At 70.9% G+C, this 25,610-nt stretch carries 20 protein-coding genes and 1 pseudogene; 16 read left to right on the top strand and 5 right to left on the bottom strand.

All coding sequences use genetic code 11. The annotated features are described in order from the left end of the window. Window positions 1–42 precede the first annotated feature (42 nt). Both KGQ19_RS01845 and KGQ19_RS01840 read right to left on the bottom strand, forming a co-directional pair. Window positions 43–1,629: a multicopper oxidase family protein gene (locus KGQ19_RS01845; RefSeq protein WP_212007268.1), complete on the bottom strand. Its 1,587-nt coding sequence runs from the start codon at window positions 1,627–1,629 to the stop codon at window positions 43–45. Then, a complete protein-coding gene (locus KGQ19_RS01840; protein WP_212007267.1) occupies window positions 1,626–2,030 on the bottom strand; it encodes a hypothetical protein in 405 nt (134 codons plus the stop codon). Before KGQ19_RS01840 ends, KGQ19_RS01845 begins: the two co-directional genes overlap by 4 nt. A gap of 193 nt (window positions 2,031–2,223) precedes the next feature. Between KGQ19_RS01840 and KGQ19_RS01835 the strand changes: the two genes are divergently transcribed. The 9 genes from KGQ19_RS01835 (at window position 2,224) to KGQ19_RS01795 (ending at window position 10,915) form a co-directional block, all read left to right on the top strand. Further along, window positions 2,224–2,811: a DUF501 domain-containing protein gene (locus tag KGQ19_RS01835; RefSeq protein WP_212007266.1), complete on the top strand. Its 588-nt coding sequence runs from the start codon at window positions 2,224–2,226 to the stop codon at window positions 2,809–2,811. A gap of 15 nt (window positions 2,812–2,826) precedes the next feature. Beyond that, window positions 2,827–3,783 (top strand): Ppx/GppA phosphatase family protein, encoded by a 957-nt coding sequence (locus tag KGQ19_RS01830; protein ID WP_212007265.1) that lies wholly within the window; start codon window positions 2,827–2,829, stop codon window positions 3,781–3,783. Window positions 3,784–3,871: 88 nt separating this feature from the next. After that, on the top strand, window positions 3,872–4,372 hold the full coding sequence (locus KGQ19_RS01825) for a SigE family RNA polymerase sigma factor (protein ID WP_307856314.1): 501 nt from the start codon (window positions 3,872–3,874) through the stop codon (window positions 4,370–4,372). A gap of 44 nt (window positions 4,373–4,416) precedes the next feature. Beyond that, window positions 4,417–5,358 (top strand): hypothetical protein, encoded by a 942-nt coding sequence (locus tag KGQ19_RS01820; protein ID WP_212007264.1) that lies wholly within the window; start codon window positions 4,417–4,419, stop codon window positions 5,356–5,358. A gap of 321 nt (window positions 5,359–5,679) precedes the next feature. Continuing rightward, window positions 5,680–7,017, top strand: coding sequence for an NAD(P)/FAD-dependent oxidoreductase (locus tag KGQ19_RS01815; RefSeq protein ID WP_212007263.1), 1,338 nt, complete (start codon window positions 5,680–5,682; stop codon window positions 7,015–7,017). A gap of 202 nt (window positions 7,018–7,219) precedes the next feature. Next, window positions 7,220–7,984: a hypothetical protein gene (locus tag KGQ19_RS01810; protein ID WP_212007262.1), complete on the top strand. Its 765-nt coding sequence runs from the start codon at window positions 7,220–7,222 to the stop codon at window positions 7,982–7,984. A 65-nt stretch (window positions 7,985–8,049) separates the two neighbouring features. Further along, window positions 8,050–9,321, top strand: coding sequence for an SAM-dependent methyltransferase (locus KGQ19_RS01805; RefSeq protein ID WP_212007261.1), 1,272 nt, complete (start codon window positions 8,050–8,052; stop codon window positions 9,319–9,321). Between the two features lie 69 nt (window positions 9,322–9,390). Further along, the gene (locus tag KGQ19_RS01800; RefSeq protein ID WP_212007260.1) at window positions 9,391–9,903 is read left to right on the top strand and encodes a SigE family RNA polymerase sigma factor; all 513 of its coding nucleotides are present in this window, start codon (window positions 9,391–9,393) and stop codon (window positions 9,901–9,903) included. Window positions 9,904–9,940: 37 nt separating this feature from the next. Then, window positions 9,941–10,915, top strand: coding sequence for a hypothetical protein (locus KGQ19_RS01795; protein WP_212007259.1), 975 nt, complete (start codon window positions 9,941–9,943; stop codon window positions 10,913–10,915). Window positions 10,916–11,070: 155 nt separating this feature from the next. Here the strand turns inward: KGQ19_RS01795 and KGQ19_RS01790 are convergent, their stop codons facing one another. After that, window positions 11,071–12,354, bottom strand: a complete 1,284-nt coding sequence (locus tag KGQ19_RS01790; protein ID WP_212007258.1) for a PP2C family protein-serine/threonine phosphatase — start codon at window positions 12,352–12,354, stop codon at window positions 11,071–11,073. A gap of 243 nt (window positions 12,355–12,597) precedes the next feature. On the opposite strand from KGQ19_RS01790, the pseudogene KGQ19_RS01785 reads away from it, so the two are divergent. Beyond that, window positions 12,598–15,924, top strand: a pseudogene (locus KGQ19_RS01785) (HAMP domain-containing protein); the annotation flags it as partial. Then, window positions 15,921–16,541, top strand: coding sequence for a response regulator (locus KGQ19_RS01780; protein WP_194896514.1), 621 nt, complete (start codon window positions 15,921–15,923; stop codon window positions 16,539–16,541). The pseudogene KGQ19_RS01785 and the gene KGQ19_RS01780, both read left to right, overlap by 4 nt. Before the next feature lie 12 nt (window positions 16,542–16,553). Here the strand turns inward: KGQ19_RS01780 and KGQ19_RS01775 are convergent, their stop codons facing one another. Together KGQ19_RS01775 and KGQ19_RS01770 are read right to left on the bottom strand one after the other, a co-directional pair. Beyond that, a complete protein-coding gene (locus tag KGQ19_RS01775) occupies window positions 16,554–17,474 on the bottom strand; it encodes an EamA family transporter (protein ID WP_212007256.1) in 921 nt (306 codons plus the stop codon). A 35-nt stretch (window positions 17,475–17,509) separates the two neighbouring features. Beyond that, entirely contained in the window at window positions 17,510–18,649 is a 1,140-nt protein-coding gene (locus tag KGQ19_RS01770) for a LacI family DNA-binding transcriptional regulator (protein WP_212007255.1), read from the bottom strand. Between the two features lie 144 nt (window positions 18,650–18,793). Between KGQ19_RS01770 and KGQ19_RS01765 the strand changes: the two genes are divergently transcribed. From KGQ19_RS01765 to KGQ19_RS50830, 5 genes are all read left to right on the top strand, one after another. Continuing rightward, window positions 18,794–19,954: a Gfo/Idh/MocA family protein gene (locus KGQ19_RS01765; protein WP_212007254.1), complete on the top strand. Its 1,161-nt coding sequence runs from the start codon at window positions 18,794–18,796 to the stop codon at window positions 19,952–19,954. 8 nt (window positions 19,955–19,962) lie between these two features. Further along, complete coding sequence (locus tag KGQ19_RS01760) at window positions 19,963–21,039, top strand: dihydrodipicolinate synthase family protein (RefSeq protein ID WP_212007322.1); 1,077 nt, start codon at window positions 19,963–19,965, stop codon at window positions 21,037–21,039. Next, complete coding sequence (locus KGQ19_RS01755; RefSeq protein WP_212007253.1) at window positions 21,036–21,242, top strand: hypothetical protein; 207 nt, start codon at window positions 21,036–21,038, stop codon at window positions 21,240–21,242. The genes KGQ19_RS01760 and KGQ19_RS01755 overlap by 4 nt, the downstream gene beginning before the upstream one ends. Further along, the gene (locus tag KGQ19_RS01750; RefSeq protein WP_212007252.1) at window positions 21,239–22,069 is read left to right on the top strand and encodes a sugar phosphate isomerase/epimerase family protein; all 831 of its coding nucleotides are present in this window, start codon (window positions 21,239–21,241) and stop codon (window positions 22,067–22,069) included. Before KGQ19_RS01755 ends, KGQ19_RS01750 begins: the two co-directional genes overlap by 4 nt. Window positions 22,070–22,466: 397 nt before the next feature. Further along, window positions 22,467–25,595, top strand: a complete 3,129-nt coding sequence (locus tag KGQ19_RS50830; protein WP_212007251.1) for a LuxR C-terminal-related transcriptional regulator — start codon at window positions 22,467–22,469, stop codon at window positions 25,593–25,595. Window positions 25,596–25,610: the final 15 nt, after the last annotated feature.

The following is a 25,610-nucleotide window of genomic DNA, read 5'->3' as shown; positions in this document are numbered from 1 at the left end:
CGCCGGATCGGCGGCGGACCGGCCCGGATCACCGACAGCGGATCAGACCACTTGGATGGCCGCCATCATCGCCATGTCCTCGTGTTCCAGGTTGTGGCAGTGCGCGACATACCGGCCGCGATAGCCGTCGAACCGGATCGCGAACTTGACCTCAGAACCCGGAGACAGCTCCACGGTGTCCTTCCAGCCGTGGTCGTACTCCCCGGCCCCGCCGGTGCCCCGCGCGGTGACCTGGAAGTGCGCCCCGTGGACGTGCACCGAGTGCCGTTCGACCGAGGTCACCGTCCACTCCTCGGTCTTGCCGAACACCGGCTTCAGCAGCGGGTGCGCCGGATCGAAGTCCTTACCGTTGATCTGCCACTTGTCTGCCTGCAACGAGAAGACCAGCTTTCGCTTGGCCCCGTCGACCGCCGGCTTGTCGATGGTGGACAGCGTCGCCGGGACCGAGGAATCGTCAGTGGCCTGCGACGTCACCTTGAACTGCATCACCAGGCCGGGACCGCCGCTGTCGGCGGCGTTCTTCAGCGTCACCGTCGAACCGACCGGGTACTTCGAGAAGTCCACGACCACGTCGAAACGCTCGGCCGCGGCCATGGCCAGCGTGGAGTGGGTGACCGGCGCGGCCAGCAGGCCGCCGTCCGAGCCGACCTGGATGAACTCCCCGCCCCCTGGGCCGTCCAGTTTCAGCTCGTAGCGGCGCGCGTTGGAGGCGTTGAGGATCCGCAGCCGGTACTTGACCGCCGCGACCTCCAGGTACGGCCACGGCGCACCGTTCACCAGCACCACGTCGCCCTGCGCACCGGCCGAGATCGACTTGTCCATGCTCGGTTTCCCGAGCAGCGTCGGGTCCTTCTCCGGGTAGATCAGCTGGCCGTCGCCGTCGAAGGCGCGATCCACGATCATCAGCGGGATCTCGCGCTCGCCCTTGGGCAGCGGCAGCTTGTCGTCCTCGGCGTCGCGCACGACGCAGAGCCCGAACAAGCCCCGCCACACCTGCACCCCGGTGAAGTCCATCCGGTGGTCGTGGTACCAGAGCGTGGCCGCGCGCTGGTTGAGCGGGAAGACGTAGTCCCGCTGCACCGCGGTCATGCGCGCCAGCGGGTCCGTCATCGACGGCATCCCGTCCATCCCGGACATCGACGCCGCCATCCCCGGATTCGCCATGTCCGCCAGCGCCTGCGGGAACACCAGGTCGGTGGGGAAGCCGTCGTCGCTCGGCGGGGTCAGGCCGCCGTGCAGGTGGGTGACGATCGGCACCGGCAGCTGGTTGGTCTGGTGCACGACCACCGGCGTGCCGGCGTGGACGTCCAGATACGGCCCGGGGAAGGTCCCGTTGTAGCCGAAGATCTTCGTCTGGTAGCCGGGCAGGATCTCGACCTCGGCCTGCTTCAGCGTCATCGAGTAGTGGACGCCCTGCGCGTCGGTGGAGTCCGGGGCCAGAGCTTTCAGGATCGGCAGCGGCACGGTGAACGGCTGCGGCAGTTTCGCCGAGCTCTTCAGGGTCCCGGGGTTGATCCCGTCGCTGCCGGGCTTGGCACAACCGGCCAGCGTCGGCGCCAGCACCGCGGCCATCCCGGCACCGCCGAAGAGCCGCAGCGCGCTGCGGCGGGACAGACGCAAAGCACTCATTCCCCGGCCTCCGCACCGGGGAAGGCCACGACGGCACCGGCCGAACCGGCCGCCATCGCCGGCTTGTACGGCCGCATCACCAGCGGCATCACCGTCGCCAGGCCGCCCATCATCACCACACCGAGCGGGACGTGCAGCCACATCAGGTGCGCGAAGCCGGCGTACATCTGGACGCCCTCGGCGACCAGCAACGACAGGGACGTGGTGAACGCCGCGCGCGGAACGAGGTCCTTGCGCCAGGCCGGGAACGCCAGGACGGTCAGGATCAGGCACAGCAGCACCACGATCCCGGCGTTGGTGGCGTGCGAATCGATGGCCGAATCCTGGCCGGACAGGAACAGCCCGGCCAGAATCGGTTGCAGTAGGAAGGAGAGCGCGTGGAGCACTGCCACCACGCGCAAAGCCGGAAGCATCTGGTACGTCCCCCTCGACGTATACGTGACTCAGGTTCGCGATGACCTCACGACCCTCGCAGCACGCGTTTGATCTACGCGTCCCCCATCAGGAGTCAGCAGCCGTACTCCAACGGAAGTACCTCCCTCGGCGCCGCCGGAGGAAGTGCGTAGCGCCGAGGGCACGTAGGCTGGACAGGCCATGACGAACGACGCCCCCACCCCGGACCCCGCCCGCACCGCCCCCGTCGCCCCGGAAGCGGCCGCGAGCGCCGACGCCGCCGCGCCGCCCCCGGTCGACCAGGTCGACCTGGCCGCCGTCCAGGCCCAACTGGGCCGTACGCCCCGCGGCGTGCGCCAGGTCGCGCACCGCTGCCCGTGCGGCAACCCGGACGTCGTCCAGACCGCGCCGCGGCTGCCCGACGGCACGCCGTTCCCGACGCTGTTCTACCTGACCTGCCCGAAGGCGGCCTCGGCGATCGGCACCCTGGAGGCCTCCGGTCTCATGAAGGAGATGACCGAGCGCCTGAAGACCGACCCGGAGCTGGCCGCCGCCTACCGCGCCGCCGACGAGGACTACCGGGCCCGGCGCGACGCCATCGAGGTGCTGGACGGATTCCCGACCGCCGGCGGCATGCCGGACCGGGTGAAGTGCCTGCACGTCCTGGTCGGCCACACCCTGGCCGTCGGCCCCGGGGTGAACCCGCTGGGTGACGAGGCGCTGGCGCTGCTGCCGGAGTGGTGGAAGGCCGGGCAATGTGTCGTACCGGGCGTAGAACCGGGTGCGTAGCGGAACATGAACGACATGACCAAGCGCGTCGCCGCGATCGACTGCGGCACCAACTCCATCAGGCTGTTGATCGCGGACGTCCACCAGAAGACCGGTAAGACCGACGACGTGGTGCGCGAGATGCGCATCGTGCGGCTCGGCGAGGGGGTGGACGCCACCGGCCGGCTGGCCCCGGCCGCGCTGGAGCGCACCTTCGCCGCCTGCCTGGAGTACCAGGACCTGATCGAGCGGCACAGCGGCGGCACGCCGATCCCGCTGCGCTTCGTCGCCACCAGCGCCACCCGCGACGCCGAGAACCGGCGGGAGTTCGTCCGGGGCGTGAAGGGCATCCTGGGCGTCGAGCCGTATGTGGCCAGCGGCGACGAGGAGGCCCGGTTCTCCTTCGCCGGCGCCACCACCGAACTGCCGCACGACCGGCACCAGGCGCCCTACCTGGTCATCGACATCGGCGGCGGCTCCACGGAGTTCGTCCTCGGCGACGGCGAGCGCGGGGTGATCGCCGCCCGCAGCGTCGACATGGGCTCGGTGCGGATGTACGAGCGGCACCTGAAAGGCTCCGGGATCGCGACCGAGGCCCAGGTCAAGGCCGCGCGCGCGGACATCGGGAAGCTGATCGACCGGGCCGCCGAGGCGGTGCCGCTGGACGAGGCCCGCACCCTGGTCGGCCTGGCCGGCACGGTGACCACGCTCGGCGCGGTCGCGCTGGACCTGGCCGAGTACGACTCCTCCCGCGTCCACCTGTCGCATCTCTCGCTCGGCCGGATCCGGGACCTCACCGACCAGCTGCTCGGCATGACCGCCGAGCAGCGCAAGGCGGTCCCGGCGATCCACCCCGGCCGCGCCGACGTGATCGGCGCCGGAGCGCTGATCCTGCTGGCGATCATGGAGCGGGTGGCGTCCGGCCTGACCGTGCCGGAGGTCGTGGTCAGCGAGCGGGACATCCTGGACGGGATCGCCGCGAGCATCGCCTGACCTGCGAAGTGCATCCGAAGGCCGCTGTCACTGCATACCTCCTTGTGACAGCGGCCTTCGGGCTCACACACGAGGGAAGCGGGTCGGGGTGGACCGGGCGATCAGGGACCAGGAGTTCACGGAGTTCGCGGTGGCGCGGGCCGATCGGTTACGCCGCACGGCGTACCTGATGTGCGGGGACTGGCACCGGGCGCAGGACCTCACACAGATCGGCCTGGCGAAGGCCTACGCGGCGTGGCACCGGATCCACGGTGACGGCGCCGTCGACGCCTATGTGCGGCAGATCATCGTGCGCGAGTTCCTGAGCCAGCAAAGGCGCCGGTCCTGGCACGAGCGGCCGTCCGACGACCTGCCGGAGCAGGCGGGGGACGGCGGCCAGGACCGCGCCGAACTGCGCCTGTCCCTGCTGGCCGCGCTGGCCCGGCTGACGCCGAAGCGGCGCGCCGTCATCGTCCTGCGGTACTGGGAGGACCGCAGTGTCGAGGAGACGGCGTCAGCGTTGCGGATGAGCCGGTCCGCGGTGAAGTCGGCCAGCCTGCGCGGCCTGGCCGAACTCCGGAACCTGCTCGGCGAGGACCTGCCGGTCTGAGGGCCCCGCGGCCCACTTCCACGGCACGCGATTGGAGAATCCTCATGACGTCTGAAGACAACATCCGCGACCGGATCGAGGACGAGCTGGCCGGTCTGCGACCGCCGCCGCTCGGCGGTCTGGCCGGCGAGGCGCTGACCCACGGCCGCCGGATCCGGCGCCGCGAAAGGCTGTTCGGCATGGTCGGCGGCGCCGCGGCGGTGGCCGGGGTGGCCGCCGGGGCGGTCGCGCTGGGCGGCGGGTTCGCCTCCGGCGGGTCGCACTCGGTGAACGCCGGCGGCCCTAGCGGTACACCGGCCGCGCAGTCCGCTCCGGTCACGACGGCCGCCGGCCCGACGCCAGCCGGGGCCACGCCACCGGCGCGGACCCCGCAGTCCCAGCCGCCGACGAACCCCGGCTCCTCGACGTCGGGCCCGAACACCGTGATCGGCTCGATCCCGGCCTCCTGGAAGCCCCCGACCGCGACCGGGACCCCGACCGACCCGGCGACCGCGGACGGGCAGGCCGTCGCCTGGATCCTGCGGGACGACCTGCGCAAGACCGGGCCCGGCTCGGCGTCCGGGTTCGGCGGCGGCGCCGAACCCCCCGGCACCAACGCGAACACCACCCTGAGCTGGAGCACGCCGCGGGGGACGACCAGGTTCTCGGTCTCGGTGAACAAGAGTGAGTTGGACGGCCACCACCTGCAGTCGACCTGCAATCCGATGTACGAGACGGACTACTGCGCGGCGGGCACGCTCTCCGACGGGACGATCGTCTATGTCGTCCACGGCACCGGCGAGCCGGCCAACGGCCCGAAGACGCACAACAACTCGATCACCATCGAACGGCCGGACCACCTCCAGATCAACGTCGTGGAGTGGAGCAACGGCCCGCTGACCGACGACCAGCTCTACGCGATCGTGGCGGACCCGCGCTGGGCGCTGACGATGGACCAGTCCTTCATCGCGCAGGCGGACCAGCAGATCCAGCCGTTCGGGAACTGAGCCCGGGGCGGGAACCAACGGGAAACGCCGCTCGTATTACCCGGGCGGCGTTTTCTTCTACACTTCGTCGAACGCATTCTTCTACGCGACGTCGAATGTGTCTCAGTACCTGACACTGTGTCTGAGCAGCTGTAATGTTCCTCACAATGTGACCAGCGTCACCGGCACATCTGGCGCCAAATGCGCCCAAATCTTCCCGCCGACATCTGCCGTTAACACACGTCGCACCGGGCACGCTCTGAACGTCTCTACGCTTGAAAAGTAAGAAGATCGAGCGTCGAGACGGCGGCCTTGGACTAGGCGGCGGAGGCGAGCATCAAAGTGGGCAAGGCGAGCGGGAACGGCAAGGCGATCCCTCGGATTCTGATCGTTGGCGGCGGGTACGTCGGGATGTACACGGCGCACCGCATTCTCAAGAAGCTCGGCAAGGACGAAGCGCTGGTCACGGTCGTCGACCCGCGTTCGTACATGACCTACCAGCCGTTCCTGCCCGAAGCGGCGGCCGGCTCCCTGTCCCCGCGGCACGTCGTGGTGCCGCTGCGCTCGGTGCTCAAGCGCGCCGAGGTGCTCACCGCCCGGGTCACCGACATCGACCACGAGCGCAAGGTGGCCTCGATCGAGCCGATCGCCGGCGACCCCTACGAGCTGGAGTTCGACCAGGTGGTGATCGCGGTCGGCTCGATCGCGCGCACCCTGCCGATCCCCGGGCTGGCCGAGAACGGCATCGGCTTCAAGCAGATCGAAGAGGCCATAGCGCTGCGCAACCACGTCCTGGGCCAGATGGACATCGCGGCCACCACCAAGGACGAGAAGATCCGCCGCCGCGCGCTCACCTTCGTCTTCATCGGCGGCGGCTTCGCCGGCATCGAGGCCATCGCCGAGCTGGAGGACATGGCCCGCGACGCCTGCAAGATCTACCCCAACATCCAGCCGGAGGACATGCGCTGGGTGATGGTCGAGGGCTCCGGGCGCATCCTGCCCGAGGTGCGGCCGGCGCTCGGCGAGTACACCGTGCACGAGCTGGAGAAGCGCGGAATCCAGGTCAAGCTGAACACCTTCCTGGAGTCCTGCGTCAACCGCCGGGTGCAGCTGTCGGACGGCACCAAGATGGTGGCCTCCACGATCGTGTGGACCGCCGGCGTCAAGCCGAACCCGGTGGTGCAGAAGTTCGGCGTCCCGCTGGGCGAGCGCGGCCACGTCAAGGCCGACCCGACCCTGCTGGTCGAGGGCTTCACCAACGTCTGGGCGGCCGGCGACGGCGCGCAGGTCCCGGACCTGGCCAACCCCGGCAAGTGGTGCTCCCCGTCGGCGCAGCACGCGGTCCGGCAGGCCAAGCAGCTGGCGGACAACGTGGTGGCGGCCGTCCGCGGCTTCGAGCCCCGCGAGTACAAGCACAAGCACGTCGGCTCGGTGGCCTCCCTCGGCCTGCACAAGGGCGTCGCCGACGTCTACAACATCCGGCTGCGCGGCTGGCCGGCCTGGTTCATGCACCGCACGTACCACATGAGCCGGGTCCCCACCTTCAACCGCAAGATCCGCGTCATCGCCGACTGGACGCTGGCCCTGTTCTTCCGCCGCGAGGCCGTCGGCCTGGGCTCCATCGAGCGCCCGCGCGACGAGTTCGCCGAGGCCGCGGGAGACCAGCGCAAGGCAGCGTGAGGTCGACCGCCCGGTCCCGGTTCGGAGCCCGTCGGAGCTTCGGCTCCGACGGGCTTCGGGGTTTTCGCTCGCGGGAGTGTCGCCGTGCTTCGATCGGATCAGCCGACAGCGCGGGTATCAGCCCCGCACCGACGGCCCTCGTTCACCCGCCCGTTGAGATGATGCTTAGCAACGCGAACCTTTCAGCGGTACCCTCGCTCCCGTGAGCAGGGAATCCGAACCCCGCCTCGACCCGCCGGTCCATCAGCTCCCGGACAAGGTGGTCGGCGTCCTGCTGTTGACGCACGGCGGCAAAGAGCTTTCGCACCAGGCGCCGCGGCGGCGGGGCGGGCCGGTGACCCGGGTGCGGATGATCGCGCGCGCCGTGGCCCCGGTGCTGGCCGGGCGCGGGGTCGCGGTGCACACGATGTGCTTCCGGTATCAGGGGTGGAACGGGGCCGAGAGCGCTCCGGTGCCGGATGTGCGATGGGCCGTCACGCGGTTGGCCGAGCGGTACGGCGACGTGCCGTTGGTACTGGCCGGGCACTCGCTCGGCGGCCGGGCCGTGGTGAACGCCGCGGACGCGCCCGGCGTGGTCGGCGTGCTGGGGCTGGCGCCCTGGCTGCCGGCAGAGGAGCCCACCGGGCAGCTGGCCGGGCGGCGTCTGCTGCTCGCGCACGGAACCCGCGATCACGTCACGTCGCCGCGCTCGTCCTTCGAGTACGCCGCGCGCGCCCGGGCCGAGGGCCACGACGTGGCGCGGATCGTCCTGCCGGGCTCGGGCCACACACTTCTTTCCCGCGCCCGGGATTGGAATCGGCTGGTCCTGGCATTCAGTTATACGTGTCTCCTCGATCAGAACGGCGCCGCGGACGAGGCCGGAGCCCGGCCGCCCCGCTACGCCGAGGTGATCGCCGAGGCCTTCCAAGCGGCCGCGCCCGAGGGCTTACAACGGGTCCTGACCCCCGCCGGGCGAGTCCGCGCTTAACGATCAAGAGCGTGTTACGTTACTGAAGGCGTTCAGAGACAGATCACCATCTCGGAGCGAGAACCATGACGCACCCGCCGATCCCGCTGATCGACACCGCCCGCTGGCCGGACCTGGCCCGGGTCCCGGACCGTCCGGTCCGGGCGCGCATAGCGCGCCGACTTTTCACTCACGCACTGAAGGAAATCCCGGTGACCGTGGTCGCCCCGAACGGGCTGGCCCTGGCCGGCGCCGGGGTGCCCGGAGGCGGCGGCCCCGTGCTGCGCGTCCGGCGGCCGAAGGAGTTCCTGAACCGGCTGGGCGCCGACGGCCTGATCGGCTTCGGCGAGGCGTATCAGACCGGCGCCTGGGACACCGCCACCGGCGACGAGCTGGTAGCGCTGCTGACCGAGCTGGCCTCCCGGCTGGAGGGCCTGATCCCCAGGCCGCTGCAGAAGCTGCGCGGGCTGGCGGCCGACCACGTCCCGCGCGAGCACGACGGCGACGAGCACGGGGCGCGGCACAACGCGCACGCGCACTACGACCTGTCCAACGAAATGTTCGAGGCCTTCCTCGACCCCTCGATGACCTACTCCTCGGCGCTGTTCGACCCGGTCGCGGACGCCGACGGCCCCGGCGACCTGCACGCCGCCCAGCTCCGCAAGATCGACGCGATGCTGGACGCGGCCGGGGTCCGCAAGGGCACGCGGGTGCTGGAGATCGGCTCCGGCTGGGGTTCGCTGGCGATCAAGGCGGCCGGCGAGCGCGGTGCCACGGTGCTGACCGTGACCCTTTCGGAGGAACAGCGGGAACTGGCCCGCAGGCGCATCGCCGCGGCCGGCCTGTCCGACCGGATCGAGGTGCGCCTGGCCGACTACCGCGAGGTAGCCGAGGAACAAATGTTCGACGCAGTGGTCTCGGTGGAGATGATCGAGGCGGTCGGCCGCCGGTATCTGCCGGACTACTTCCAGGCCATCGAGCGCAATCTGGCCCCCGGCGGCCGGGTCGCGATCCAGGCCATCACCATGGCGCACCACCGGATGCTCGCCACCCAGGACTCGTACTCCTGGATCCACAAGTACATCTTCCCCGGCGGCCTGATCCCGTCGATCCCCGAACTCGACTACGCCGCCGGCACCGCGGGCCTGCGGCTGGCCGCCCGCCGCGACTTCGGCCTCGACTACGCCCGCACCCTGCGCGCGTGGCGGCACCGGTTCGAGGAGCAGTGGCCGCGGGTCGCCGCGCTCGGCTTCGACGAGGTGTTCCGCCGGACCTGGCGGTTCTACCTGGCCTACTGCGAGGCCGGATTCGCCTCGGGCTACATCGGGGTCTCGCAGCTGGCCTACACCAGGCGCTGAGCCGGGCAACCCAACCGCCCCCGACTTCCGTATAACTCCTGCCAGCGCAGGTACAGGAAGAGGTGGGGGATGGACAAGTCCTACGAGGCGGAGTTCGCCGAACTCGTCGCCGCCAAAGGCGGCGCGCTCCGGCGCACCGCCTACTTGATGTCCGGAGACTGGCACCTGGCAGAGGACCTGGTCCAGACCGTGTTCGTCAAGGTCCATCTGCACTGGCGCCGGATCCGGCGCCAGGACTCCTTCGACGCCTACCTGCGCACGACGCTCTTTCACGCCTACCTCGACACCCGCCGCCTGAAGTGGCGGCGGGAGACCCCGGCCGAGTACCTGCCGGATCTCCAGGCGCCGGGCACCGAGCCCAGCGAGGACCGCGACGTGCTGGTCGCGGCGCTGCGCCGGATCCCGCCCCGGCAGCGTGCGGTCCTGGTCCTGCGTTACTGGGAGGACCTGAGCGTGCAGGAGACGGCCGGGATCTTGGGGTGCGCCGCGGGCACCGTCAAGAGCCAGGCCGCCAAGGGACTCGCCGCACTGCGCCCGCTCCTGGCCGGCACGGTCTTCGAGCCCGCGCCGGCAGAACACTGATCTCGATATGCCTGATCTCGATATGAGGGACGATCCCGTGACAGATCTCGAAATCCAAGAAGACGACTGGGCCCGCGGTGTCTTCGACCGTGTGCGGACCGGTCAGCAGGAACCACACTGGGTCCCCGACGCCGTGGCGGCGGCAGGCGTGAGCGCCAGCCGACGGACGCGGCTCCGACTGAGCGGCACCCTGGCCGCGGCAGCGATCGTGGGGATCTCGGCGACGGCTTTCACCACCCTCGGCGGCGGGTCGGGCGGCGGCGCAGAAGCCGTCTCGTCGGCGTCCGGCGACCCGTCCTCGACGCACGCGAACCTCACCACGTACCTCACCCTGTCGCGGACATACAGCACCGGTGCCAGCCGGACCCACACCCAGATGTACCCGGCAGCCGCCGCCACCACGATCGACCACATCCTGCTCGGTCTGGATCCGACCCGGGCCCGGATCCAGGCCGAGGGCGGCACCGGTCCCTTCGACGTCGGAACGCTGCCGGCCGGCGTGCACGCCGTGGAGATCGGCGGCACCGGTTACTGGGTTCCGCAGGGCGTCACCAAGCCATCCCTGGACGGACACGGTTCCGACCCGTCGAAACCCGTAGGGTTGGTGACCATCAAGCTGCTGGATCCGCAGGTCGGGCCCGACACTCCGGCATCGACCGCGCCGTGCGGCCTGGGCGGCGGGCTGTTCGAGACGTCGCCCGACGGCGCCCCGAAGAACTGGTCGCCCTGTGAGAAGCAGCGCCAGAGCGACGGTTCGTTCATCGACACCACGCACTCGCTGGATGCCGGCGCCGAGTCGATGACGGTGGCCGCCCGGACCTTCCCCAACGGTTCGACAGTGGTCATCGCCGCCGCCCCGGCCATCGTCTACGACCACGGCGAGCCGGTACCGATGCTGAGCCTGCCGAAGGGGCCGGATTACACCGCCGGCGCCGCGCTGAAGCCGGTCCCGTGGACCGCCGCCGCCCTCGCCGCCGCCCTGAGCGGTCCGGATGTCAAGGGCCTGTCGTAACACAACCCAACCGTGGCTCGCAGGCGTCCTATAGATAGCCGGCTCAGGCCGGCAGCGGTCCCGAACGTTCCCCCCGGCTCGGGACCGCACCTGTGTGTCCGGGCCGAATCGCTTGCTTCCTCAGCCCTTGCTAGCTCTTGCCAGCCCTTGCTCCCTCAGCCCTTGTAAGCCCGCAGGGCCAACAGCGCCAGGTCGTCCCGCGTCCCGGAGTCCCCGAAGTCCACGACCGCCTGCCGCACCCGCGCCACCACCCCCGGCGCGGTCATCCCCGAGCAGCCGGACAGCGCCGCGGCCACGCCCTCGTCGCCCAGCATCTGCCGGCCGTTGCGGCGCTCGCTGGCGCCGTCGGTGTAGACCAGCAGCACCTCGCCGACGCCGAGTTCCACGTCCTCGGCGTACAGCGTCGGATCCGGCAGGACGCCGAGCAGCGGCTGCGGGTTCGCGGCGGCGCGGACGCTGCCGTCCTGGCGCAGGATCAGCGGCAGCGGGTGGCCGGCGCAGACCATCACCAGCTGCGCCGAGCCGTCGGGCCGGGGTTCGACCTCGCCGTACAGCAGGGTGATGAACCGCCCGGCGTCGCCGGCGAGTTCGCCCTCTTCCAGGACCGCCTGGTTCAGCCGCTCGACCACCGAGACCGGCGAGCGGCCCTCGCGGGCCAGCAGCCGCAGCGAGTGCCGGGCCAGGCCGGTCAGCGCGGCGGCCTCCGGACCGGTGCCGCAGACGTCGCCGACCGCGAAGCCCCAGACCTTCCGGCTGATCGGGAACACGTCGTAGAAGTCGCCGCCGACGTGCACGCCGTCGCTGTTGGAGGCGGCCTCGTAGACCACGCCGATGTCCAGGCCGCCCACCGTGGGCAGCGAGGGCGGCAGCAGCGAGCGTTGCAGCCCTCGGATGATCTCCACTTGTTCGGCGTACTGCCGGGCGTTGTCCAGCGCCGCCGCGATCCGGGCCGCCAGCTCGACCGCCAGCGGCAGCATGGGCCCGGCGAAACCGCCCTTGCCGGGCCCGCCCAGGACCAGGGTGCCCAGTGACACGCCGCGCGCGGTGAGCGGGATCGGCAGCGCCTGGCCGTAGGGGGAGGCGACCGGGACCGGCCAGTCGTTCTGACCGATCCCCGGGATGTGAGTCCTGCCACTGTCGCCGGGCAGCGGCGGCTGCCAGTTCTTCAGCGCCACGCCCAAGGCGTCCAACCTGCGCTCTTCCCGGTGCCAAATGTGTTCCGGCGTCCATGCGGATGACACGTTCGAGTGATCCGCGGCGGGATAGATTGCCACCCAGTCGGCCAGCCTGGGCACGATGAGCTGGGCGGCAAGGGCCGCGAGGCGGCGCCGGTCCAGGGTGCCGGTGAGCAGTTCGCCGGCTTGGGAAAGCAAGGTGAGCCGGACCGCTTCTTCGGGGCGGTCTCGGGGAAGAGACGTACGGGGGGTGCGCTGGGCCATCGCCTTCGAGCCTAACCCGGCCGGGGCGTCTGCGCGGGCTAATCGTATGGTTCATCCGTTTCCGCCCGAACGATCTGCCAGACTGTGTCAGAACGAGAGAACACCGGGCGGCAGCCGCCGCACGTCGGGTGACTCCACGAGCACGCCGGAGCCATTCAGCGTCGCGCACCCGGTGCAGGCCGCCGCCCACGTCAAGGAGGCGCGGCGATGACGCTGCAATCGGATGCCAGGGCGGACGCCGAGCTGGACCGCCAGCTCGGAGCGATCCTGGAGGTGGCCCAGGCGGTGGCCCGAGGCGACCTGTCGCGCAAGATCGCGCTGTCCGGGGACATCGTCGACGGCCCGGTGGCCGAACTCGCCCAGACCATCGACGCGATGGTCGGCCAGCTGTCCGGGTTCGCCTCCGAGGTGATCCGGGTGGCGCGCGAACTGGGCACCGAGGGCCGGCTCGGCGGCCAGGCCACGGTTGCGCACGCAGAGGGGATCTGGCGCGACATCACCGACTCGGTGAACTCCGCGGCCCGCAACCTGACGGCTCAGGTCCGGGACATAGCGGGAGTGACCACCGCGGTGGCGCAGGGCGACCTGACCCAGAAGATCACCGTCGAGGTGGCCGGCGAGATGCTGGAGCTGAAGGACACCATCAACACGATGGTGGACCAGCTCTCGGGGTTCGCCGACGAGGTCACCCGGGTGTCGCTGGAAGTCGGCACGGAGGGCCGGCTGGGCGGCCAGGCCCGCGTGCCCGGCGTGGCCGGCACCTGGAAGGACCTCACCGACTCGGTGAACTCCATGGCCGACAACCTGACCACCCAGGTGCGCAACATCGCCCAGGTGGCCACCGCGGTGGCCTCCGGCGACCTGACGCAGACCATCACCGTCGACGCCCGCGGCGAGATCCTGGAACTGAAGACCACGCTGAACAAGATGGTGGACCGGCTCGGCACCTTCGCCGACGAGGTCACCCGCGTGGCCCGCGAGGTCGGCACCGAGGGCAAGCTCGGCGGCCAGGCCACGGTGCGCGGCGTGGCCGGCACCTGGAAGGACCTGACCGACAACGTCAACGCGATGGCGAACAACCTGACCAGCCAGGTCCGCAACATCGCGCAGGTGACCACCGCGGTCGCGAACGGCGACCTGACCCGGCGGATCGACGTCGAGGCGCGCGGGGAGATCCTGGAGCTGAAGACCACGCTGAACACCATGGTCGACCGGCTCTCGGCGTTCGCCTCCGAGGTCACCCGCGTCGCCCGCGAGGTCGGCACCGAGGGCAAACTCGGCGGCCAGGCCACGGTCGAGGACGTCTCGGGGACCTGGCAGCGCCTCACCGAGTCGGTGAACGAACTCGCCTCCAACCTGACCACCCAGGTCCGGGCGATCGCCGAGGTGGCCACCGCGGTCACCGCCGGCGACCTGACCCGGCTGATCACGGTCGAGACCAAGGGCGAGGTCGCCGACCTGAAGAACAACATCAACCAGATGATCGGCAACCTGCGCGAGACCACGCGCCGGAACGACCAGCAGGACTGGCTGAACACCAACCTGGCCCGGATGAGCGGCATGATGCAGGGCCAGCGCGACCTGGACGCGGTCTCCGCGATGATCATGAGCGAGCTGACCCCGCTGGTGAACGCCCAGTACGGGGCCTTCTACCTGGCCCGCAAGGAATCCGGCACGAAGGTGCTGAACCTGATCGCGTCCTACGGCGTGGACCGCGAGTCCCCCGACGTCACCTCGCGCTTCCGGCTGGGCCAGGGCCTGATCGGGCAGGCCGCGGTGGAACGCAAGCCGATCATGATCCAGCACGCCCCGGTGGACTACATCCGCATCTCCTCCGGCCTGGGCTCGGCGCCGCCGTCCTCGATCGCGGTGCTGCCGGTGCTGTTCGAGAACGAGGTCATGGCGGTCATCGAGCTGGCCAGCTTCCACAGCTTCGACGAGGTGCACCGGGCGCTGCTGGAATCGCTGATGGAGATGGTCGGCGTGACCGTCAACACCATCACCGCCAACACCCGCACCGAGGAACTGCTCGGGGAGTCCCGCCGGCTGGCCGACGAACTCAAGGCCCGTACCGACGAGCTGCAGAACCAGCAGAAGGAACTGCGGCGCTCCAACGCCGAACTGGAGGAGAAGGCCGAGCTGCTGGCCCGGCAGAACCAGGACATCGAGGTCAAGAACTCCGAGATCGAACAGGCGCGGCAGGAGCTGGAGGAGCGTGCGAACCAGCTCACCATGTCCTCGCGGTACAAGTCCGAGTTCCTGGCGAACATGTCGCACGAGCTGCGCACCCCGCTGAACAGCCTGCTGATCCTGGCCCGGCTGATGGCCGACAACGCCGAGGGCAACCTGACCGAACGGCAGGTCGAGTACGCCGAGACCATCCACGGCGCGGGCAGCGACCTGCTCCAGCTGATCAACGACATCCTGGACCTGAGCAAGATCGAGGCCGGCCGGATGGACGTGCAGCCGGCCCGGATAGCGGTCAGCCAGCTGGTGGACTACGTCGAGGCCACCTTCCGCCCGCAGACCGAGCAGAAGGGCCTGGACCTGCGGGTGCGCGTCCACCCCTCGGTCCCGGCGCACCTGTTCACCGACGAGCAGCGGCTGCAGCAGGTCCTTCGCAACCTGCTGTCGAACTCGGTGAAGTTCACCGAGACCGGGCACGTGGAGCTGGTCGTGGACACCGCCGACGACATCCTCCTGGGCGGCCCGGAGGACAGCAACGAGGTCTCGCTGGGACGCGCGGTGTCCTTCGCCGTGTCCGACACCGGCATCGGCATCGTGGACGACAAGATCCAGACCGTCTTCGAGGCCTTCCAACAGGAGGACGGCACCACCTCCCGCCGCTACGGCGGCACCGGCCTGGGCCTGTCCATCAGCCGGGAGATCGCCAAGCTCCTCGGCGGCGCCATCCGCGCCGAAAGCCAACGCGGCCGCGGCTCGACCTTCACCCTGTTCCTGCCGCACGCGGTCGGCCCGGACGGCGGCGCGGTCTTCGGCAGCACGGCCAGCCTGGGCTACGGCACCAGCCCGATCCCGCCCGCGATCCTGGCCGCCGAACCGTCCCCGACCCTGCCGCTGATCCCCTCGCAGGGCCCGCAGCCGGACCTCTACCTGCCCTCTACAGAGCTCTACGCGGCCGGTTCAGACATCACCTTCGACGGCGAGAAGATCCTCATCGTCGACGACGACATCCGCAACGTCTTCGCCCTCACCTCGGTCCTGGAACAACACGGCTGCTCGGTCCTGAACGCCGAGAACGGCCGCGCGGGCCTGGAGGCCCTGGAACGCGCGGACGACGTGGCGCTGGTCCTGATGGACGTGATGATGCCGGAGATGGACGGCTACGCCACCATGGCGGCCATCCGCGAGATCGACCGTTACAAGAACCTGCCCATCATCGCGCTGACCGCCAAGGCCATGCGCGGCGACCGCGAGAAGTCCATCGAGGCCGGGGCCTCGGACTACGTCACCAAACCCGTGGACACCCCGCATCTGCTGACCGTCATGCGAGGCTGGCTCGACGCCGAGACCGGCGTCCAGCCCACAGCAGGAGGCCCCACCCCGTGAACGACACGCACCGCGCCTCGGCCCCGTCCGGCGCCGACATCAAGATCCTGCTGGTCGACGACCGCCCGGAGAACCTGCTGGCGCTGGAGTCGATCCTGGGATCCCTGGGCCACGAACTGATCACCGCGTCCTCCGGCGAACAGGCCCTACGAGCGGTGCTGCGCGAGGACTTCGCGGTGATCCTGCTGGACGTCCGCATGCCCGGCATGGACGGCTTCGAGGTGGCGGCCCACGTCCGCCTCCGCGAACGCTCCCGCGACACCCCGATCATCTTCCTGACCGCCGCCGGCGACGGCCCGCACCAGACACTGCGCGGCTACGCCGCCGGCGCCGCGGACTACCTGACGAAGCCGTTCGACCCCTGGGTCCTGCGCGCGAAGGTCGGCGTGTTCGCGGAACTGCATCGCAAGAACCGCCAGCTCAAGGAGCAGGCGGAGATGCTGCGCGAACAAGCCGGCGTCACCCCGCGGATGCTGGACGAACTGTCGAACCGTCTCGGCGCGATCGAGGGCACCCTCGCGCTGCTGATCGACCAGAACGGACGCGAGGGCCCGGTCGGGCGGCTGGAGCGGCGGGTGCTGCGGATGCGGGCGGCTTTGGACGCGGTGCGGATCTAGCGCTTAAAGACGTTACGCCGCCTCAAGAATCAAGATCCCGCTGGCGATCGTCACCGCGGCGAGGATCCGATACCGCCCGAACGGCTCGCGCAGGAACACCGACCCGAGCGCCGCGCCGAAGATCACGCTGGTCTCGCGCAGTGCCGACACCGCCGCCAGCGCGCCGCGCGTCTGGGCCCACAGGACCAAGCCGTAAGCCAGCAGCGACAACGCTCCGGCGATCACTGCGCGCACCACATCGCCGCGGCTCAGCTGGCGAAGCGCGGCACGCAGTCCCGCGTCCTGCCCGCCGGGTGCCGCCGCACCCCGGCGCACCATGATCGTCACGCACGCGGCCGTCATCATCGTGCTCTCCGCGAGCATCATCCACGCCGTGTAGCCAGCCGCGGTCCCCGAATGCCGCACCGCGACGCCGTCGGTGACCGTGTAGGTCGCGATCGACAGCCCGGTCATCGCAGCCCAGAACAAGGCCTTGCCCTGCGTACGTTTCGGCCGCCCGGCCGAGAAGACCAGCGTGGCCAGTCCGCCGCAGACCACTGCGATGCCCAGGGTCTGGTGCCGCGACATCGGGTCGCCCAGCAGTGTCGCGAAGCCCGCGACCACCACCGGCGACAGCCCTCGCGCCAGCGGATACACCTGGTTGAAGTCGCCGATCTCGAAGGTCTTGATCAGCATCAGGAAGTAGCCGACGTGCAGCGCCGCCGACACCAGCAACAGCACCCACGACGCGCGAGCCGGTACCGGCACCACGAACGCGCCGAGCCCAGCCAGCACGCCGCCGGACACCGTCATCAGCAGTGACGCGGTCAGCTTGTCGGGGACGAACTTGAGGATCGCGTTCCAGCACGCATGCAAGAAAGCCGCGGAAAGGACGACGGGGACCAGGATTCCGGGTGCGCCGGCAGCCGAAGCCTCGGCACTGAGCAGACTCAAATCCCCACCCTTATATACGTGTGCTGCGAACCGGCTCAGGTCACCGGCCCGGTGCTCCCCCGAACGACGAGTTCCGTGGCGCTGTGCACGACCGTGCGCCCGCGATACGGATCTTCCGCCTCCGAAGCCGCCTCCGAAGCCGCCTCCGAAGCAACCTCCGAAGCAGCCCCGTCCGGCTCCCCGGAAAGCTCGGGCTCGGCCACCACCATCCGCATCGCCTGCTCGCCCATGCCCTCGGTGTCGACCCGCACGGTCGTCAACGCCGGCACCAGATCGGCGCAGATCGGCAGGTCGTCGAAGCCGACCAGGCTGATGTCCGCCGGCACCCGGCGGCCCGCGTCCCGCAGCGCGGCCAGCGCGCCGACGGCCATCACGTCGGCCATCACGAACAGCGCCGTCACCTCGGGGTGCTCGGTCAGCAGGCGCCGGGTCGCGGCGTAGCCTCCGTCGCGGGTGAAGTCGCCCTCGATCGCGATGCCGTGCGGATCGTTGTCGCTCGCCATCAGGCCGGCCCGGAAGCCGGCGGAGCGGTCGGCGATCGTCACCAGCCCGCCGGGGCCGGCGACCAGGCCGATCTCCCGGTGCCCCAGCGCGGTCAGGTGCAGCGCCGCCGCGCGGGCGCCGGCGGCGTTCGCCGGCAGCACCGCATCGATCTCCGGCCCCTGGTCGCCGATGGTCACCACGCGGCCGCCGCCGTGCTGGTAGTCCAACAGCCGCTCGCGCAACGGCTCGGCCAGCGCCGGATCCACCGGCGGGGAGCCGGCCACCAGGATCGCCCGGGCCCGCTGTGCGCCCAGGCGGGTGATGTAGTCCAGTTCCAACGCGGGGTCGCGGTAGGTGTTCGCGACCATCACCAGCAGGTCCCGCTCGCGGGCCACCCGCATCGCGCCGGCGGCGATCGCCGAGAAGTACGGGTCGTTGACGTCGTGGACCAGCAGCCCGACCAGCGACGTGGTGGCCCGGGCCAGGGCCTGGGCCGGGCCGTGCGAGACGTAGCGCAGCCGGGTGGCGACCTCGCGCACGTGCTCGCTGAGCTCGGCGTTCACGGTCCGGGTGCTGCCGTTCAGCACCCGCGAAGCGGTGGCGAGCGAGACCCCCGCGGCGTCGGCCACCTGCTGCAGGGTGGCGCCGCCACGGCGCGGGGCCGGCGGGGGTGTTGACCGCTGCGTGGACACGCTCGTAACCTATCGCCTCGGGGCAGGTTCGGAAAGCGCTTTCCAGCGCCCGCCGGGCCGGCCGCGGATCACGAATCGATCTCCCTCGGCGCGCGAACCGCGCAGACCACCCCAAACCGACCGCCAGACCCCCTGGGAGCAGCGATGACGCGCGAGACTATCGGAATAGCTATGAACGGCGTCACCGGACGCATGGGCTACCGGCAGCACCTGCTGCGGTCCATCCTCGCCATCCGCGAGCAGGGCGGCCTGGTCCTGCCCGACGGCCGCACGGTCTGGCCCGAGCCGGTCCTGGTCGGCCGCGACGCCGAGAAGATCGAGGCGCTGGCCGCCCGGCACGGCCTGGACAAGTGGACCACCTCCCTGGACGAAGCCCTGGCCGACCCGTCGGTCACCGTCTACTTCGACGCGCAGGTCACCCAGGCCCGCGTCCCGGCCATCACCCGGGCGATCGAAGCGGGCAAGCACATCTACACCGAGAAGCCGACCGCCGAGACGCTCCACGAGGCGATCCGCCTCGCGCAGCTGGCCGACGACGCCGGGATCAAGCACGGCGTGGTCCAGGACAAGCTGTTCCTGCCGGGCCTGCTGAAGCTGAAGCGCCTGGTGGACTCCGGCTTCTTCGGCCGCATCCTGTCGGTCCGCGGCGAGTTCGGCTACTGGGTCTTCGAGGGCGACTGGCAGCCGGCGCAGCGGCCGTCGTGGAACTACCGGGTCGAGGACGGCGGCGGCATCATCCTGGACATGTTCCCGCACTGGCGTTACGTGCTGGACCACGTGGTCGCGCCGGTCCAGAGCGTCTACGCCGAGGCCCGCACCGACATCCCGGCCCGGTGGGACGAGCAGGGCCGGGAGTACAAGGCCACCGCCGACGACTCGGCGTACGCGATCTTCGAGCTCCAGGGCGGCATCGTCGCCTCGCTGAACTCCTCCTGGGTCACCCGCGTCAACCGCGAGGAACTGGTCGAGTTCCAGATCGACGGCACCCACGGCAGCGCCGTCGCGGGCCTGCGCAACTGCAAGGCGCAGCACCGCACCGCCACCCCGAAGCCGGTCTGGAACCCGGACATCCCGGCGACCGAGGACTTCCTCGCGCAGTGGCAGGAGGTCCCGGACAACGCCGTCATGGACAACGGCTTCAAGGTGCAGTGGGAGATGTTCCTGGCGCACCTGGTCGCCGACGCGCCGTACAGCCACGACCTGTGGGCCGGCGCCCGCGGCGTGCAGCTGGCCGAACTCGGCGCGCAGTCCTGGCGCGAGGGCCGCAAGATCGCCGTGCCGGAGCTCGACCGGACCGGGAAGTGAGCACCGCGATGACCGGCTTCACCTCGCGGGTCGTGTACGCCGCCGCGCACGTCGTGGCGGACCCGAACGCCGACAACGGCCCCGGCCGGCCCGCGGTCCTGGACTGGGACGCCACCCTGCGCTTCCGCGAGCACCTGTGGTCGCTCGGCTTCGGCATCGCCGACGCCATGGACACCGCGCAGCGCGGCATGGGACTGGACTGGCCGGCCACCCAGGAGCTGATCCGGCGCAGCGGCGCGGCGGCGAAGGCGGTGGACGCGGCGAACGTGCCGTCGCTGCTGGCGTGTGGTGCGGGCACCGACCAGCTCGCCGCCGGTGCACATCCGCTCCCTGACATCCAGGCCGCGTACGAGGAACAGCTCGGCGTGGTCGAGGGCGCCGGAGCGCGCGTCATCCTGATGGCGAGCCGCGCGATGGCGGCTTCGGCGAAGTCGGCGGAGGACTACCTGACCGTCTACGGATCGCTGCTGAATCAGGCCTCGAACCCGGTGATCCTGCACTGGCTGGGCGACATGTTCGACCCGGCGCTGGCCGGCTACTGGGGCTCGTCCGACATCCCGACGGCGATGGACACGGTCCTGGACCTGATCAACGCCGACCCGGCGAAGGTCGACGGCATCAAGGTCTCCCTCCTGAACGCCGACTACGAGCTCGAACTGCGCCGCCGCCTGCCCGAAGGCGTCCGCCTCTACACCGGCGACGACTTCAACTACCCCGACCTCATCAAGGGCGACGAGCACGGCCACTCGGACGCCCTGCTCGGCATCTTCGACGGCATCGCCCGCCCCGCCTCGCAGGCCCTGCAAGCACTGGACCGCGGCGACCTGGACGCCTACGACCGGCTGATGACGCCGACCGTCGAGCTGTCCCGGCACATCTTCGAGAGGCCGACCTTCAACTACAAGACGGGCCTGGTCTTCCTCGCCTACCTGAACGGCCACCAGGACCACTTCCGCATGGTCGGCGGCCTGGAGACGGCCCGCGACGCGGCGCACCTGACGGAACTGTTGCGGCTGGCGGAGATCGCCGGGGTCATCGACGACCCGGAGTCGGCCGCCGCGCGCTTCCAGGCAGTGGTCTCGTGAACTCGCGCGCGCCGCTCGGCCCGGACTCGGCCGCCGGCCCGAACTCGGCCGCCGGCTCGGACTCAGCCGCCGGCCCCGCTCGCAACAACAACAGCATCCGTGTCAGCGCCAGCGCCAGCGATGGCATGAGCCCGCGCGAGCGCCTGTTCATCGGCACCGATATCAGTCTACTGACTATCGCACCCCTGGCGGTGACCGCGTGAAGCTCTCCCTGAACCAGGCCACCGTGAAGCGCCTGACCCTCGCCGAAGCCGTCGACGGCTGCGTCCGGGGCGGCGTCCCCGCGATCGGCCTGTGGCGCGACCGGGTCCAGGAGATCGGCATCGAGGCCGCCGCGAAGATCGTGCGCGGATCAGGGATCGAAGTCACCAGCCTGTGCCGCGGCGGCTTCCTGACCGCGACCTCCGCCGAGGACCGGGCCGCCGCCCTCGCCGACAACCGGCAGGCGGTCCTGGAAGCGGCCGGTGTCGGCACCGACGTCCTGGTCCTCGTGGTCGGCGGCCTCCCGCTCGGCTCCAAGGACCTGCCCGCCGCCCGCACCGCGGTCGCCGAGAGCATCGCCGACCTCGCGCCGTTCGCCGGCGAGCACGGTGTGAAGCTGGCGATCGAGCCGCTGCACCCGATGTTCTGCGCGGACCGCGCCGTGGTCTCCACGCTCGGGCAGGCGCTGGACATCGCCGAGGCGTTCCCGGCCGAGCGGGTGGGCGTCGTGGTCGACACCTACCACGTGTGGTGGGACCCGGAGCTTGAGGCGTCGATCGCCCGCGCCGGCAAGGGCAATCGCATCCACTCCTACCAGGAGTGCGACTGGGTCGTGCCGCTGCCGGCCGACATGCTGCTGGGCCGCGGCCACGTCGGCGACGGCCACATCGACTTCGCGCGGATGCGCCGGCTGGTGACCGCCGCGGGCTGGACCGGCTCCGCCGAGGTGGAGATCTTCAACCAGGAGATCTGGGACGCGGACGGCGACCAGACCATCGCCACCGTCCGCGCCCGCCACGAGGCGGTCAGCGCCGCCTCGGGGATCTGACAGCCGCCCGACGACGAGCGCGGATCCGGCTTGAGGGAGCCGGAGCCGCGCTCGGTCGCAGAGAGCTGATCACTTAACGCCGCCACGTCGTCCAACAACGTGGCGCCGCGTTCGCCGCCTCCACCCCGTCGGGGCGGCGTTTCCGACGGCGTTTATGCGGTCGCACAAAATCCGCGTTTCCGTAGGCTGCACACCGTGCAGGCGGAGCCGCATCTGGGGAAACCCTTGATGTGTCGCTTCATAGCCGGCTCTCAATCACAGTGGCGTGGCTGGAAACACAACGGGACCCCTTGTGACCGACGACAATCACGGCGTAATCTTCCCCGAACGACCGCCGCACCCCGCCGGATCCGGCACCCGCGGCCGTCACCGGCATCGCGACCGCCAAGGACTTGACATGATCGGGCACCGGGAGCTCGTCGCCGACCTGGCCGCACGCGCCGCCGACGGCGCCCCCACGGTCCTGTCGGCACCGCCGGGCCGCGGCAAGTCGGCCCTCCTGGACGCGGTCGCAGAGCCCTGGATCACCCGCGAAGACCACGTCATCTGGCTCACCGCCGCCCCCACCGACCACGAAGTCCCCTTCGCCGCCCTCGCCGACCTCCTCTGCGAAGCACCCGGCCTCCCCGCCCTCTGGCTGGAAGCGGTACGCCAGGCGCTCCGCCGAATACCCGGCCGACCAGACCGCGTGGCGATCCGCTTAGCCGCAAAGGCATGCGTGGATTCGGCGCCGCCACCCACCAAGCGCGTCCTGCTGTTAGCCGACGACACCCAATGGTGGGACCCGGACAGCCTCGACGCCCTGGCCTACCTCGCACGCCACGGAATCCCCGTCGTAGCGGCGACCCGCCCCGGCGGCCCGGTGGACTTCCTCGGCCGCGACGCCATCGAACTACCGGTCCCCGCACTCACCGCCGAACAGACCGCGACCCTGCTCCAGGAACGCGGAATCGGCCTCCGCGTCGCGGCCCGCGTCCACGCGGCGGCCGGCGGCAACGCGCGCCTGACGGTCGAGATCGCACGCGGCCTGGACGCGTCATCCGGCGCACTGGACGTGGTGACGACCCCGACAGCGGCACGGCGCTGCGTCCGCGGCTGGATCGACGAACTGCCGACGCCGGACGGCATCTGGCGCACACTCCTGATCACCGCACTCGCCGCCGACCCCTCGATACCGACACTGCGCCGCACGGCAGGACCGGACACATTGGAAGCACTGGCCTGCGCGGAGCAGGCGGGACTGATCGCGGTCGACGTCCACGGAACGGTTTCCTTCCCAGCCACCGCGGTCCGCGACACGGTCCTCGCCGACGCATCACAAGAAACGCTCCGCACAGTGCACCTACTTCTGGCCGAAACAGCAACCGACTCCACAGCGCGCCTATGGCACCGGGCCTCAGCCGCCCGCGACCACCCGGATCTGGGGGTCGCATCCGAGCTGGCAGCCGCGGCGCGAGCAGTGCGACGGCGCGGGGACCCGGGACGGGCGGCGGAGTTGTGGCTGCTGGCGGCGGAGATGATGCCGGCCCGGGATGAGGCAAGTGAGACGGGTAACGCGGATGAGGCGGGCGCGGCGGACGGATCGCTGGCGCCGCTGCCCGCGCCGGTCAGCGGGACGGCGAACAAGCCGGCGGCCGAGCAACAGCCCGCCCCCACAACGCGACCAGTTCCGCCCCGGGACCCAGCGCCCACCGCCAATCAGCAGCTTGCCAGTGAGCGCTCACCTCGCACCGCCGCCGACCCCGCGCAGGCTTCGGCGGCAAGCGAGCCTGCCCAGCACCTCGACGCCGCACTACCAGCTCCGCCCAGCGACCTCGCACTCGCCGCCGAGCAGCAGCAGCAGCAGCAAATTGCGAAACCACCGGCTCCGCCCAGCAACCTCGCGCCCACCGCCAATCAGCAACACCCTGCGCAGCATCGCGACGAAACCGCAGCCACCCCCACCGCCGAGCAACAGCCCGAACCGGCGATCCCGCCGACCTCACCACCCAACCCCAGCCCCACCGCCGTCTCGGCCCTCCTCCTGGCCGCCGCCACCGACGCCGCAGCCGCCGGCCGCCCGCACCTGGCCCGCACCGCCGTCACGCGGCTTGATCGCACCGAGTCCGATCATCTGGCTCGCGCGCGGGCTCGGCTCGCGGTCGTGGATGCCGCCGGGCAGGCCGTGGGCGGGCTCGATGACCTCCTCGGCCGGGCGTTGGCCGATGCCGAGGCGGCCGCGGATCCGGCGCTGCTCTCCGCTGTGCATCTGCGGGTCGCCTGGCACGCGCACCTCGCGCTGGGCGACAACCGGCGCGCGCATGATGCCGCCCGGGCCGCGGTGCGGGCCGCCGAGCTCTCGCAGAATCCTGAGTCGCGGGCGGCGGCGCTGGTCATGCTCGCGCGCATCGAGCAGCTGCTCGGCGAGCCGTCCTACCCGCGCGTGCTGCGCCGCGCACTCGCGCTCAGCTCCGATCCGGTGCCCGGCGCGCTGCTCAACTCCCCGCGCTGGCTGTCGGTCCGCTTCGCGCTCTTCGCCGACCAGCTCGACGAGGCGCGCCACCACCTCCGCCAGCTCACGCCGCACGCCGAGCGCAGCGGCAGCCACGCCGACCGCGCGCTGCTGTTGCGCGGGTCCGTGGAGATCGACGCGCGGGCGGGGCACGGGGCCGCCGCGATCCGGAACGCACGCCGGCTCGAAGAGCTCCCGGGCGCCGAGCGCGCCTCCCCCGGCCCGGCGTTCTTCACATCCGCGCTGGCGCAGTTGGCCGGCGGCACGCTGGAGGAGGCACTGCGCCTCGCCGAGCGGGGGACCGCCGCCTCGGCGCAGGAGCAGGACCAGATCTTCCTCACGCGCTGCCTCGCTTTGTCCGGCATGGTTCACGTCCTGTTGCGCGACACCCCCGCGGCGGCCGACGATCTCCAGCGAGTCAGGACCCTGGTAGAGGAGCAGGGCCTCGTCGACCCGTCAGCCGTACGCTTCCACGCCGACCTGGCCGAAGTGCTGGTGACGCTCGGCCAAGGCGACGAAGCCGCAGCCGTGATAGCCGACGCCCGGCGCGAAGCCGAGCGGTTGCGACGGCGCGGAGTCCTGGCCACGTTGGACCGCGCGGACGCGGTCCTCAAGGCGGCGCAAGGCGATCACCCGCGCGCCGAAGCCCTCCTGCACCGCGCCGACCACACCTTCCGCACGCTCGGCCTGCCGCTGGAGCGCGGCCGCGTCCTGCTGACCCGCTCGAACATCGACAAGCGTCGGCGCCGCGCGGCCTCCGCCCGGCACTTCCACGACCAGGCCGAGGCGGTCTTCCGACGCGCGCAGGCCCCGTTGTGGGAACCGGCCGAAGTGGTCGGCGAGGCACCGGCGCCGGATCTGACCGCCGCGGAGCAGCGCATCGTCGCGTTGGTCACCGAGGGCCTGCCGAACCGCGAGATCGCCGCGAACCTGTTCCTGTCGGTGAAAACCGTCGAATCCGTTCTGACCGGCGTCTACAGAAAGCTCGGCGTCCGATCGCGCACGCAGCTGGCCGTGCTTTTGCGGGATGATTAGGCGAAGCCCTTTAGA

It is taken from the genome of Catenulispora pinistramenti, assembly GCF_018274385.1.
Taxonomy (GTDB): domain Bacteria; phylum Actinomycetota; class Actinomycetes; order Streptomycetales; family Catenulisporaceae; genus Catenulispora; species Catenulispora pinistramenti.
This window is presented reverse-complemented; position numbering and strand designations above follow the sequence as displayed.